The organism is Polaromonas sp. (assembly GCF_039930745.1).
In the GTDB taxonomy this organism is placed as follows: Bacteria; Pseudomonadota; Gammaproteobacteria; order Burkholderiales; family Burkholderiaceae_C; genus Polaromonas.
On record NZ_JBDTTH010000106.1, the window covers coordinates 1 to 13,062 of the forward strand.

The 13,062-nt window shown below is 61.7% G+C and carries 13 protein-coding genes and 1 pseudogene; 6 read left to right on the forward strand and 8 right to left on the reverse strand.

All coding sequences use genetic code 11. The features are described from left to right. From ABI660_RS20710 to ABI660_RS20730, 5 genes and pseudogenes are all read left to right on the forward strand, one after another. Positions 1 to 99 (forward strand): annotated as a pseudogene (locus ABI660_RS20710) (electron transfer flavoprotein subunit beta/FixA family protein); the annotation flags it as partial. A gap of 17 nt (positions 100 to 116) precedes the next feature. Next, positions 117 to 1,049, forward strand: a complete 933-nt coding sequence (locus tag ABI660_RS20715) for an FAD-binding protein (RefSeq protein WP_348071664.1) — start codon at positions 117 to 119, stop codon at positions 1,047 to 1,049. 83 nt (positions 1,050 to 1,132) lie between these two features. Then, positions 1,133 to 2,923 (forward strand): acyl-CoA dehydrogenase, encoded by a 1,791-nt coding sequence (locus tag ABI660_RS20720; RefSeq protein WP_348071666.1) that lies wholly within the window; start codon positions 1,133 to 1,135, stop codon positions 2,921 to 2,923. 104 nt (positions 2,924 to 3,027) lie between these two features. Further along, a complete protein-coding gene (locus ABI660_RS20725) occupies positions 3,028 to 3,990 on the forward strand; it encodes a nitronate monooxygenase family protein (protein WP_348071668.1) in 963 nt (320 codons plus the stop codon). Between the two features lie 20 nt (positions 3,991 to 4,010). After that, positions 4,011 to 5,078 (forward strand): acyltransferase family protein, encoded by a 1,068-nt coding sequence (locus ABI660_RS20730; protein WP_348071670.1) that lies wholly within the window; start codon positions 4,011 to 4,013, stop codon positions 5,076 to 5,078. 94 nt (positions 5,079 to 5,172) lie between these two features. Here the strand turns inward: ABI660_RS20730 and ABI660_RS20735 are convergent, their stop codons facing one another. After that, positions 5,173 to 5,439, reverse strand: a complete 267-nt coding sequence (locus tag ABI660_RS20735) for a hypothetical protein (RefSeq protein ID WP_348071672.1) — start codon at positions 5,437 to 5,439, stop codon at positions 5,173 to 5,175. Between the two features lie 112 nt (positions 5,440 to 5,551). Between ABI660_RS20735 and ABI660_RS20740 the strand changes: the two genes are divergently transcribed. Beyond that, positions 5,552 to 6,637, forward strand: coding sequence for a PA0069 family radical SAM protein (locus tag ABI660_RS20740; protein ID WP_348071674.1), 1,086 nt, complete (start codon positions 5,552 to 5,554; stop codon positions 6,635 to 6,637). A 15-nt stretch (positions 6,638 to 6,652) separates the two neighbouring features. Here ABI660_RS20740 and ABI660_RS20745 read toward each other — a convergent pair whose 3' ends face one another. From ABI660_RS20745 to ABI660_RS20775, 7 genes are all read right to left on the reverse strand, one after another. Further along, a complete protein-coding gene (locus ABI660_RS20745) occupies positions 6,653 to 7,321 on the reverse strand; it encodes an amino acid ABC transporter permease (RefSeq protein ID WP_348071676.1) in 669 nt (222 codons plus the stop codon). Positions 7,322 to 7,419: 98 nt separating this feature from the next. Continuing rightward, on the reverse strand, positions 7,420 to 8,160 hold the full coding sequence (locus ABI660_RS20750) for a transporter substrate-binding domain-containing protein (protein WP_348071688.1): 741 nt from the start codon (positions 8,158 to 8,160) through the stop codon (positions 7,420 to 7,422). Between the two features lie 206 nt (positions 8,161 to 8,366). Continuing rightward, entirely contained in the window at positions 8,367 to 9,236 is an 870-nt protein-coding gene (gene fghA, locus ABI660_RS20755; RefSeq protein ID WP_348071678.1) for an S-formylglutathione hydrolase, read from the reverse strand. 38 nt (positions 9,237 to 9,274) lie between these two features. Further along, positions 9,275 to 10,189 (reverse strand): alpha/beta hydrolase, encoded by a 915-nt coding sequence (locus tag ABI660_RS20760; RefSeq protein WP_348071680.1) that lies wholly within the window; start codon positions 10,187 to 10,189, stop codon positions 9,275 to 9,277. A gap of 10 nt (positions 10,190 to 10,199) precedes the next feature. Then, positions 10,200 to 11,306, reverse strand: coding sequence for an S-(hydroxymethyl)glutathione dehydrogenase/class III alcohol dehydrogenase (locus tag ABI660_RS20765; RefSeq protein ID WP_348071682.1), 1,107 nt, complete (start codon positions 11,304 to 11,306; stop codon positions 10,200 to 10,202). A 30-nt stretch (positions 11,307 to 11,336) separates the two neighbouring features. Next, a complete protein-coding gene (locus tag ABI660_RS20770; protein WP_348071684.1) occupies positions 11,337 to 12,560 on the reverse strand; it encodes an MFS transporter in 1,224 nt (407 codons plus the stop codon). 191 nt (positions 12,561 to 12,751) lie between these two features. After that, on the reverse strand, positions 12,752 to 13,062 hold a 311-nt coding region (locus ABI660_RS20775; RefSeq protein WP_348071686.1), incomplete at its 5' end, for a DnaJ C-terminal domain-containing protein.

A 13,062-nucleotide genomic window follows, 5' to 3' on the forward strand; every position in this document is an offset into this window, starting at 1 on the left:
CTCAAGGTCAGCGAGCCGCCCAAGCGCAGCGCCGGCATCAAGGTGCCCGACGTCGCCACCCTGGTGGACAAACTGCGCAACGAAGCCAAAGTAATCTAAGTTAAGGAACTGACGACATGACCGCACTCGTAATCGCTGAACACGACAACGCCACCATCCGTCCCGCGACCCTCAACACCGTGACAGCCGCCGCCCAGTGCGGCGGTGACGTGCACGTGTTGGTGGCCGGCCTGAACGCTGGCGCAGCCGCTCAAGCCGCCAGCCAGATCGCCGGTGTTGCCAAGGTCATCCATGTGGATGGCGCGCATTTTGAACACGGCCTGGCCGAAAACATGGCGGCCCAGGTGATCGCCCTGGCCAGCAGTTATTCGCACATCCTCTTTCCGGCCACGGCATCGGGCAAGAACATCGCACCGCGCGTCGCTGCGCTGCTCGACGTCGGCCAGATATCGGACATCACCAAGGTGGATGCGGTCGATACCTTTGAACGACCCATTTACGCGGGTAACGCCATTGCCATCGTGCAAAGCCTGGACGCCACCAAAGTCATCACCGTGCGCACCACTGGCTTTGACGCGGCTGCCGCCGCCGGCGGTTCTGCGGCAGTTGAAACTGTTGCCGGTGTCGCCGACAGCGGCAAGTCCACCTTCGTCGGCAGCGAAATCGCCAAGAGCGACCGTCCCGAACTGACGGCCGCCAAGATCATCGTCAGCGGTGGCCGTGCGCTGGGCAGTGCCGAGAAGTTCAATGAAGTCATGACGCCGCTGGCCGACAAGCTGGGCGCTGCACTCGGCGCCTCGCGCGCCGCTGTGGATGCAGGTTACGCCCCGAACGACTGGCAGGTTGGCCAGACCGGCAAGATCGTCGCGCCGCAGCTTTATATAGCGGCGGGCATCAGCGGCGCCATCCAGCACTTGGCCGGCATGAAGGACAGCAAGGTCATCGTGGCGATCAACAAGGACGCCGAGGCTCCGATTTTCAGCGTGGCGGATTACGGGCTGGAAGCCGACCTGTTTACGGCTGTGCCTGAACTGGTTGCCGCCCTGTAAGAGGTCATGCACCAGGAGGCATCGTTCGCGGTGCCTTTTTTTTGACCTGCGATTGATTGACACCTGGACACTGGAGACACGACATGAGCTACAAGGCCCCCCTCAAGGACATGCTGTTTGACATCAAACACCTGGCCAACATCGATGCGGTGGCGGAGATCCCGGGCTTTGAGGAGGCTGGCTTTGACACGGCGCAAGCGGTGCTCGAGGAATGCGCCAAGTTCAACGAAGGCGTGTTGTCTCCGCTGAACTGGGAGGGTGACAAGAATCCGTCGAGCTGGAAAGACGGCGCGGTCACGACGACACCCGGCTTCAAGGAAGCCTACAAGCAATACGCCGAGGGCGGCTGGCAGGGCCTGCAGCACCCGCTGGACTTCGGCGGCCAGGGCCTGCCCAAGACCATAGGCGCAGCCTGCGGCGAGATGCTCAACTCGGCCAATATGAGTTTTGCACTGTGCCCGCTGCTGTCGGACGGCGCGATTGAAGCGCTGTTGACGGCTGGCTCGGACGAGCTCAAGGCGGTCTACCTGGAAAAGCTGGTGAGCGGGAAGTGGACCGGCACCATGAACCTGACCGAACCGCAGGCCGGCTCTGACCTCGCGATGGTGCGCAGCCGCGCCGAGCCGCAACCCGACGGCAGCTACAAGGTGTTTGGCACCAAGATCTTCATCACCTACGGTGAGCATGACATGGCCGAAAACATCGTGCACCTCGTGCTGGCGCGCGTCACTGGTGCGCCGGAAGGCGTCAAGGGCATCAGCCTGTTTGTCGTGCCCAAGTTCATGGTCGGCAAAGACGGCGCACTTGGCGCACGCAACGACGTGCACTGTGTGAGCATCGAGCACAAGATGGGCATCAAGGCATCGCCGACGGCGGTGCTGCAATATGGCGACCACGGCGGCGCGGTGGGTTACATCGTCGGCCAGGAAAACCGCGGCCTGGAATACATGTTCATCATGATGAACTCGGCACGTTATGCCGTGGGCATGCAGGGCATTGCAATTGCCGAGCGCGCCTACCAGAAGGCGGTGACTTTTGCCAAAGACCGCGTGCAGAGCCGGCCCGTCGATGGATCGATCAATGCCAGCGCACCCATCATCCACCACCCCGATGTCAAGCGCATGCTGATGACCATGCGTGCCTACACCGAAGGCTGCCGCGCGATGGCTTCGGTGGCCGCCGCTGCCTATGACGCATCGCATCATCACCCCGATGCCGAGGTGCGCAAGCAGAACCAGGCTTTCTACGAATACATGGTGCCTCTCGTCAAGGGTTACAGCACCGAGATGAGCCTGGAGGTCACCTCGCTGGGTGTGCAGGTGCATGGCGGCATGGGTTTCATCGAGGAAACCGGCGCGGCGCAGTATTACCGCGACGCAAAGATCCTGACGATTTACGAAGGTACCACCGCCATCCAGGCCAACGACCTGGTAGGCCGCAAGACAGCGCGCGACGGCGGCCAGACAGCCAAGGCGATTGCCGCGCAGATCGAAAAAACCGAAGCTGAACTGGCAAAGCAGGGCGGTGCCGCGGCGAGAAGTGTTGCCAAACGCCTCAAGGCTGCGCGCGAAGCTTTTGTCGATGTGGTGAACTTTGTTGCGGGCAACACCAAAGCCTCGCCCAATGCCGTGTTCGCCGGCAGCGTGCCTTATCTGATGCTGGCCGGCAACCTGGTCGCCGGCTGGCAGATGGCGCGCTCGCTGCTGGTGGCCGAAGAGCATCTGGCCCGCGGGGAAGACGCTGCCTTCATGCAGGCCAAGATTACCACCGCTGTTTTCTACGCCGACCATTTGCTCAGCAAGGCCCCTGGCATGCGTGACAGCATTGTCGAAGGGGCGGACAGCGTGACAGCGCTGGCACTCGAGGCTTTTTAAAGCCGGTCCTGATTTGCTATTCATTTGATAGCTGATGTCGACCACTTGACAAGGGCCAGGCCCATTTTTTGCTCAAAATATTCCAGAACCACCACGGAGACTCCATGTCCAGACTTCCCGCCCCGCTGAACGCGTTGCCGTTGCCCATCATCGGCTCGCCGCTGTTCATCATCAGCAACCCCAAGCTGGTGATTGCCCAGTGCATTGCCGGGGTCGTCGGCGCCATGCCCGCATTGAATGCCCGTCCTGCTTCCCAGCTTGACGAATGGCTGGCCGAGATTACGGAGACGCTGGCGGCCTACAACAAGGCCAATCCTGACAAGCCCGCCGCCCCGTTTGCCATCAACCAGATCGTGCACAAGTCCAACGAACGGCTGGAACACGACATGGAAATGTGCGTGAAGTACAAGGTGCCCATCTACATCACCTCCTTGGGCGCGCGCGAAGACATCAATGCCGCGGCACACAGCTACGGCGGTGTCGTGCTGCATGACATCATCAACAACAAGTTCGCGCGTAAGGCGATTGAAAAGGGCGCCGACGGCCTGGTGGCCGTGGCCGCCGGTGCGGGTGGACATGCGGGTGTCAAAAGCCCGTTTGCGCTGATCCAGGAAATCCGCCAGTGGTTTGACGGCCCTCTCGCGCTGTCGGGTGCCATTTCCACCGGTGGCGCCGTATTGGCAGCGCAGGCCATGGGTGCCGATTTTGCCTACATTGGCTCGGCTTTCATTGCTACCGATGAAGCACGCGCTTCGGATGCCTACAAGCAATCCATCGTTGAGAGCACTAGTGATGACATCGTTTACTCCAGCCTGTTTACGGGCGTGCATGGCAATTACCTGCGGCCTTCCATTGTTGCCGCGGGCATGGACCCTGACAACCTGCCCGACGGTGACCTGAAGACCATGAACTTTGCCAGCGGCGAGGGCAGCAAGTCCAAGGCCTGGAAAGACATCTGGGGCTGCGGACAGGGCATCGGCGCAGTTAGCAAAGTGCAGAGCACTGCAAGCTATGTCGCGCAACTCAGGCGCGAGTACCAGGAAGCAAGCCAGCGGGTCCGCGCTTAAGCGCTTGAGCCTCCCGCTGCATGGAGCCGACAGCCGCTGCCCTGACGCCGTCGGCGCAGCGCCTGCACGGCATCGATGCCTTGAAGGCCCTGGGCTGCGTGCTGATCGTCTGGCACCACCTGGCTTTTTACGGGCCCATGTCTGACGTGGTGCACACCGCACTGCCCGGTTTGATCGACTGGCTTTCCCGTTATGGGCGGATGGCGGTCCAGGTGTTCCTGGTGGTGGGCGGTTTTCTCGCGGCCGGCTCTCTGGCGCCGCAGGGCAAGGCGGTCTTCCGCGAGCCGTGGCGACTCATTCTGCGCAGGTACCGGCGGCTTGCGCTGCCGCTGATGGTGGCGGTGCTCATTACCGTGCTTATTGCCGCGGTGGTGCGGCCGTGGCTGGCTCACCACTCGGTGCCTGAGGCTCCCACTTTTTTGCAACTGCTGGCCCACCTGTTGCTGCTTCAGGACCTGCTGGGCCAGCCGGCACTGTCAGCCGGTATCTGGTACGTGGCCATTGATTTTCAGCTCTTCGTCATGAGCGTCGCATTGCTCACGCTATTGCCCGATGGCCGGCATCGCTGGCTGGTGCTGGCCTTGGCGGCAGCGGCCTTGCTGGTCGTCAACCGCCGCGTTGGCATGGACATCAACGGTCTGTACTTTTTCGGCTCTTATGCACTGGGCATGATGGCCTGGTGGGCCTCACGCGATGAGCGCCCGGCAGGATGGCTGTTGACAGCTGCGCTGCTGGTCGGGCTTGCGCTGGCCCTTGATTTTCGCGGTCGCCTGCTGGTTGCGCTTGGGGTGGCATTGGCTCTGGTCAGGCTGCAGCGGGGCGGGACAGCCCGGCGCTGGCTGCAGACGCCCTGGCTGCTCGGGCTTGGCCAGATTTCCTATTCGGTCTTCCTGATCCACTTTCCCGTCTGTCTGCTTGTCAATGCGATGGTGAGCCAGCTCTGGCCGGCACAACTCGCAGCCAACAGCCTCGGGCTGGTCGCTGCTTTCCTGCTGTCCTTGCTCGCAGGCCGGGGCTTGTACCTGAGTGTCGAGTCACCCGCTGCACCCTGGCGCCGCATGCGGTCGCCCGCATTTCTTCGGTCCTGATCGCCAGGACGGTTTTCTCCGATAGAAATGTGTCTCTCGCTCTTGTTTTACGGGCGATGTTTGCTACTAATTTAGCAGCTATTCACATGGCCCACTACGCCTCACGAAGGAAAACCAGTTCGGGCAGTGGCATGTCTGGCCGCTGCTCGCGCGCCTGGGCATGGATTTCTTTCATGCGCGCGCGGCAGCGGTCGAGGTCTTCCACCCGGAAAAGAAACAGCACTTCATCGGGCTTCTCTGCGTTCTGCCAGAGGTGCGCCAGCGTCATGCCCTGTTCGGCATGCGCGGCGGCGTCCTTGTTCAACTGGTTCCGGATGTTGGCCAGCGGAACACCGCTGAGTTTTGCGAGTACGTGAGCCATGGCTTTCTCCTGAAGTCAGTCTTCATTATTCAATGTTGCGCCCGTCAGTGCAGGGCTTGTGTTGTCTTGGTGTGGGCGTATACTGGTTATTTGTACAGTATTAGAGAGCTCCATGTCCGAGGCCTACATTCCGCTCCACGCCATCAAGGGCCGCGGCACGGCCACGCGGCTGGCCCATCGCTTTACCAAGGATGTACGCGATGCATGGGACGACGGGTGGGGGACGCTGGAGGACGCAGCGCTGAACGAAATTCCACCCCAGACCGAGGTGACCTTCGAGGATGCGCGCAGCGCCATTGCCCGCAACGATTCGCCAGACATTTATTTCGACTACTCGGTTAACCCATACCGTGGTTGTGAGCATGGCTGCGTGTATTGCTATGCCCGGCCGACCCACAGCTATCTCAATCTTTCGCCCGGGCTGGACTTCGAAACCCGCCTGATCGCCAAGCGCAACATCGTTGAGGTCTTGCGCGCTGACCTGGCCAAACGCAGCTATGTTCCCAAGTTGATCAACATCGGCTCGGCCACCGACTGTTATCAGCCCATCGAGCGTGAGTTGCGCCTGACGCGCGGGCTGATCGAGTTGATGCGGGATGTGCGGCATCCCTTGGCGCTGGTCACCAAGTCCAGCGGTGTGGAGCGCGACCTGGACCTGCTGGCGCCCATGGCCGCAGACAAGCTGGCAGCGGTATATGTGACCATCACCACGCTGGACGCTGCGGTGGCGCGCAAGCTCGAACCGCGCGCCGCGGCACCGCACCGGCGGCTGCGCACCCTGCGCACCCTGGCGGAAGCGGGTGTGCCGGTGGGGGTAAGTCTGGCGCCGCACATCCCGTTTGTCACCGACGACATGGAGCAGGTTCTCGAGGCCGCGTGGGAGGCCGGTGCACGTTCGGCCTTCTACCACGTGATCCGCTTGCCCTGGGAAGTGGCGCCGCTGTTCAAGCAATGGCTGGAGCTGCATTACCCGCAGCGCGCGGGCCGCATCATGGCCCGCATCCACGAAATGCGCGGCGGCAAGGATTACGACGCCAATTTCGCCACGCGTATGAAAGGCAGCGGCCTCTGGTCTGACCTGGTGCGCCAGCGTTTCGAGAAGGCTTCGAAGCGACTAGGCTTCAACCGCGAGCGCATCGAGCTTGATTTGAGTCAGTTTCGTCCACCGGGTGCGTCGGGGCAGGGCAGCCTGTTCTGACCGGAGCCTTCCGGTTTAACGCAAATAGCTGCGATTGAGCCGCGCCTCCAGTCTGACCTGAAGCGTCTCAAACGATGCGCTCATCGCCCAGTACATGGCCGCCGCCGCCAGATAGAGCGGAAAGGGCTGAAAGGTGGTGGCAATGACCTCCTTGGTGGCCAGCATCAGCTCGCCCACGGCAATCACCGACACCAGCGAGGTGTCCTTGATCAGGCTGATCAGGCTGTTGGAAAGGCTGGGCACGGCCAGCCGCAGCGCTTGCGGGCCGACGATGTAGCGCAGCGTCTGCGCTTGCGTCAGTCCCAGGCTGCGGGCGGCGTTCCACTGTCCGTGTTCCACACCGTTGATGGCGCCGCGAATGGTTTCCGACAGGTAGGCCCCGACGTTGAGGCTGAGCCCCAGGATGCCGGCCGTGACCGGATCGAACTGGATGCCAATGCTGGGCAGGCCGAAGTAGATCACGAACAGCTGCACCAGCAACGGCGTGCCACGCATGCAACTGACATACAGCGCTGCAAATTGTGCAAGGCCTGGCACTTTGGCCAGCCGCGTGATGGCGACCAGGGTACCGATGAGCGCGCCAAAAAAAACAGAGCTCACGGCCAGCAGCAATGTCCATCCGGCGCCTTTGAGCATCACGGGCAGCGCATCGCGCAGCAACTGGGTCACACCGGAAAATTCCATGGCAGGTCTCCACAAATAAAAAACCCGGCCACTGGCCGGGGTGCTTCAGACATCGTAGGTGTGCGGCTGAAGGAATGGTACTTGTTTCTATCGGCCAGTCACTTGGCGACGGGCGGCTTGCTCACGTCGCGGTCAAACCATTTGTTGGAGATGTTGGCAAACGAGCCGTCCGCACGCAGATCAGCCAGCGCTTTGTCAATGGCCGCCTTGAACTTCGGATTGTTCTTGACAAAGGGAATGCCGGATTTTTCCAGCTCACCCACGGGGGCACCAGGCTTGAGGGGCAGTCTGGTTTTTTTGACGATGTAGGGAATCAGCAGGCTGTCATTGAGTGCTGCGTCGATACGGCCCAAGGCCAGATCCTGCAAATACTCCTGCGAACCGGGGTAGGTCCTGATGTCGATACCGCCTTCCTTTTTTGCGATGTCGGAAAAATTGGTGCCCTGGCCCAAACCGAGTTTTTTGCCTTTGAGGTCGGCTAATGTCTTGAACTCGCGCTTCTCATCCTTGCGAACGATGAGCTGCGGGCTGGAGACGGTGTAAGGCTCCGAAAAATCAAACGTTTCCTTGCGCTTGTCGGTGATGCCGACCTGGTTGATGACGACGTCGTATTTGCCGGCTTGCAGGCCGGCGAGGATGGCGCTCCACTCGCTGGTGGTGAATTCGGCCTTGACGCCAAGCTTTTGTGCCAGCGCATTGGCAAGCTCCACTTCAAAACCGGCGAGCTTGTCGTTTTCCTTGTAGTTGAAAGGTGGGTAAGTGCCTTCCAGCGCGACTCTCAAGGTGCCGCGCTGCTTGACGGTGTCCAGCAGATCAGCGGCGCTGGCAGCACCGGCCATCAGAGCCAAGGGAAGGAGAAAAGTGGAGGCCAGGGTGGTGCGAATATTCATATGCTCTTATTTGTATAAAAATTTGAACCAGGAGAAAAATGAATACTAAAACCGCTGACGGAAAAGGCCGGGCGACGGTCCGGAAATCCCTGATACAGATCGGGTAATTGGATCGGCGCTTGCTGGGTGATCGAGTGCGCCGGGCGCTTGCTGAATCACTCCGACAATTGCCGGGCGTGGTGGTTCAGGTGGTCGGCCATGAAGGTGGCGATGAAGTAGTAACCGTGGTCATAACCCGGATTCCAACGCAACTGCAAGGCCTGGCCGGCTTGGGCGCAGGCCGCTTCAAACAGCTGCGGATGCAGCTGTTCTGCCAGGAATTTGTCGGCCAGACCCTGGTCGATCAGGATGCCGCCCGGATAGGGCGCAGCGTGCAGGCCGCTCATGAGCGCGGTGGCATCGTGCGCCGCCCAGATGGCTTCGTCTTTGCCCAGGTACCCGCTGAAAGCCTTGCGGCCCCATGGGCATTGGCTGGGCGCGCAGACCGGTGCAAAAGCCGAGACTGACTTGAAAAGACCCGGATGCCTGAGTGCCAAAGTGAGCGCGCCATGGCCCCCCATCGAGTGGCCGAAGATGCCGATGCGGCCGGCGTTCAGGGGCAGGGTATGGGTCAGCAGCGGCAGCAACTCGGTGGTGATGTAGCTCTCCATACGGTAGTGCAGCGACCACGGGGCTCGCGTGGCGTCAAGGTAAAAGCCCGCCCCGGCGCCAAAGTCCCAGCTTTCGGTTTCGCCAGGAAGGTTGGCGCCGCGCGGGCTGGTGTCGGGCGCGATCAAGGCCAGGCCGAGGGTGGCGGCCAGGCGCTGGGCCCCGGCCTTGGCCATGAAGGTTTCTTCGTTGCAGGTCAGGCCCGCCAGGTAGATCAGCGCGGGCACCTTGCCCCCGGCTTCCTCGATCATGGTTTGCGGCGGCAGAAACACCGAGAACTTCATCGGCAGTCCGATGGCCCTGGAGGCGTGTTGGTAAAACCGCTGCAGGCCACCGAAGCAGGCATGCTCACTGAGGAGTTCGGGCAGGGCGTTCATGATCAGGGGCGTCCTTTCGTTTGGCGGAATTTTTTGCCTCAAATTACCAGGCGCTGTTGCACCAGCTCGAGCACGGCGCCGGCAAACACCTGCGGTCTTTCCTGCGGCAGGTTGTGGCCTGCACCGGGCACGATGCGATGGGAACGGGGGCCAGCGAACTGGCGCGCATGTTGTGCGGCTGGAGCTGGGGGCCGCACGCCATCGTCGGCGCCGTCGAAGGTGATGCTGGGGACGGTGATGGCCGGTTGTGCGGCCAGGCGCTGCTCGATACCGGCTAACGCCGGATCACCGGCCACCAGACCGAACCGGTGACGGTAGGAGTGGATGACAACGTCAACGAAGTCGGGGTGTTCGAAGGCGGCAGCACTGCGCTCGAAGGTGTCGGCATCGAACTTCCAGGTGGGAGACCACAGCTTCCACAAGAGGCGGCATAGTGCTCGCCGGTTCGACGTCAGTCCGGTGCGGCCCCGCTCGCTGTGAAAGTAATACTGGTACCACAGGCTGCGCTCGTTCTCGGGCGCTTCGGGAACCATGGCTTTGGCGATGTTCTGGATGTTGTAGCTGTTCAGCGAAACCAGGCCCGCGCAGCGCTCGGGCCAGAGGGCCGCCACCACGCAGGCCGCGCGCCCGCCCCAGTCGTAACCCGCCAGCACCGCACGCGGAACCGCGAGCGCATCCATCAGGGCCAGCAGGTCGGCGCCCAGCGCCGCCTGTTCGCCCGAACGCGGCGTGGCATCGCTCAGGAAACGCGTGGCACCGTAGCCGCGCAGGCAGGGCACGTAAACGCGGCAGCCCTGGGCGGCCAGCAAGGGTGCTACTTCAGCATAGGCGTGGATGTCATAGGGGAAGCCGTGCATCAGGAACACGGGTGGGCCGTCTGCAGGTCCGGTTTCGTACAGCGCCACATCAAGCACGCCAGCTGTTATCTGGCGCAGAGGTTGGAGCGTGTTCATACAGCGCCCTTCAGTACAGCACCACGCCGCGGATCGATTCGCCACGTTTCATCAGGTCGAAGCCCTTGTTGATGTCCTCGAGTGGCATGGTGTGGGTGATCAGGTCGTCGATGTTGATCTTGCCCTCCATGTACCAGTCGACGATCTTCGGTACGTCGGTGCGGCCACGCGCGCCGCCGAAGGCCGAACCTTCCCACTTGCGGCCGGTGACCAGCTGGAACGGCCGCGTGCTGATCTCGGCACCGGCTTCCGCCACGCCGATAATGATGCTGCGGCCCCAGCCTTTGTGTGTGCATTCCAGCGCCTGGCGCATCACCTGGGTGTTGCCTATGCACTCGAAGCTGTAGTCGGCGCCGCCGTCGGTGAGTTGCACGATGGTGTCAACCAGGTTCTCGACTTCTTTCGGGTTGATGAAGTGTGTCATGCCGAACTTGCGCGCCATGTCCTGGCGCGCCGGGTTGATGTCCACGCCGATGATCTTGTCGGCACCCACCATCTTCGCGCCCTGGATCACGTTCAGGCCGATGCCGCCCAAGCCAAACACCACCACGTTCGCGCCGGCCTCGACCTTGGCCGTGAACAGCACCGCGCCTATGCCGGTGGTCACGCCGCAGCCGATGTAGCAGACCTTGTCAAAGGGCGCATCTTCGCGGATTTTCGCTAGCGAGATTTCGGGCGCGACCGTGTAGTTGCTGAAGGTGCTGGTGCCCATGTAGTGGAAGATGGGCTTGCCGTCCAGGCTGAAGCGGCTGGTGGCGTCGGGCATCAGACCCTTGCCTTGCGTGCCGCGTATCAGCTGGCACAAATTGGTTTTGCGGGATAGGCAGAACTTGCACTGGCGGCATTCCGGTGTGTACAGCGGAATGACGTGGTCGCCCTTTTTAAGCGTGGTCACGCCAGGCCCGACATCAACCACAATGCCCGCGCCTTCATGGCCGAGGATGGCCGGGAAAATACCTTCCGGGTCGGCGCCCGACAGCGTGTAGTAGTCGGTGTGGCAGATACCGGTGGCCTTGATTTCGACCAGTACCTCGCCAAACTTCGGGCCCTGCAGATCGACAGTTTCAATGGTCAGGGGTTCACCGGATTTCCAGGCGACGGCGGCTTTGGTTTTCATGAAGGCTTGAGGAGTTGGTTGGAATTCAGCTTACTTTATCGCGGATGGCGAGGGCGCGCCGTACAGATGCAGTTTTCGCACCAGCATGAGGCTGAATACCGTGGCCACAACGCCTACCACTGCGTTGCCCCAGTAATGCTGGACCAGCCCCTGCGCGTCACGGCTGATGATGAGGCCCCCCACAAAGGCCGCCGCACCCATGGCAGCCGATTGCACGGAGGAGTTGAGTGCCATGAAGGTACCGCGTAATTGCGGGTTGGCGGCGCTGGCCACCAGTGCCATGCCCGGCACCATGCGTCCGTTCATTCCAATAAAAAGAGCGGTGGTCACCAACAGGATGCCCCACACGCCGAAGCCGGCGGACTGGCTCAGGACCAGCATGGGAATGATGGCGGCAATGGCCATGTAGCTGAATACCTTTGCCTTGCCCACCGAGTCGCTCAAACGGCCAATGAAACGCGCGGTGACCAGCGTGGCCGCGCCGCCGCACAGGTACAGATACGGCACCTGCTGGACGGTGAACCCACCGTTGGCCGTGATGAAAATAGTGATGTAGGGAATCATCGCGAAGCCGCCGAACATCAGCAATGCGGTGAACACAAAAGCTTTCTGGTGGTTGGTATCCCGCAGTACCTGCACGATGCTGGCGACGGGCGAGCTGCGCTGGTGCGCCAGGTGGCCCGCCAGTGCCGGCAAAGTCAGCCACGCGCCGAGTGCCAGCACGCCGCAGGTGGCGGCGATGGCGAAAAACGGCGCGTGCCAGCCAAACTGTGCGGCCAGAAACAGGCTGAGCGGAACACCGGCCACGGACGCCACGGAAAACGAGGACATCACGATGCCCATGGCGCGGCCGCGCCGCTCGAAGGGAATCACATCGGCGATGATGGTTTGCGACAGGGCCGTCAACACGCCGCCGAAGGTGCCGGCGGCCACCCGTGCCAGCAGCAGGGCGTCATAGCTCGGCGCGATGCCGCAGGCCAGTGTTGCGAGCGCAAACAGCACGTACAGCATCAGCAGCAGGTTTTTCCGGCCGAAGCGGTCCACATAGAGCGATGCGAACAAGCCAGACGCGCCGGCGGCGAAGGTGTAGGCCGAAACCAGCAGGCCGAACTTGGCGTCGCTGATGCCGAAGATCTGGGTGAACTGCGGTCCCAGCGGCATCATGACCATGAAGTCCACGATGTGCGTAAACTGGATGCCGGCCAGCGTGATGAGGAGCCAGAGCTCGCGTTTGGGAGAAAGGGGTGTGGACATCAGGAACAGGAGGAAAGTCGGCCTTCGACTTTATCGGAGCCCGGCTCTGTCTGCCGCACTGAAGGGCAACAACCTTGTCTTTCACCCACGCTTGAGGTCTAAGGCGGCATAAAACTGGCCATCCGCCCAAGTAATACGGTCGCGACAAGCTATCAAATCGATAGCTTGTCGAGAGTCTGCTTGCAGTTGCCTCAGGCGCTGAAGAAGCCCTTGAGCTTGTCTGTCCAGGTCTCTTCGGTGGGCGAATGTTTGGCTCCGCCCTTTTTCAAAGACTCGTCGAGTTCCTTGAACAGCTTGCGCTGGTGTTCGGTCAGCTTGACCGGCGTTTCCACCGTGATGTGACAGTACAGGTCACCTGGATAGCTGGAGCGCACACCCTTGATGCCCTTGCCGCGCAGGCGGAACTGCTTGCCGGTTTGCGTGCCTTCGGGAATGTCGATGGCGGCCTTGCCGGCCAGCGTCGGCACCTCGATCTCGCCGCCCAGCGCCGCCGCCGCCATGC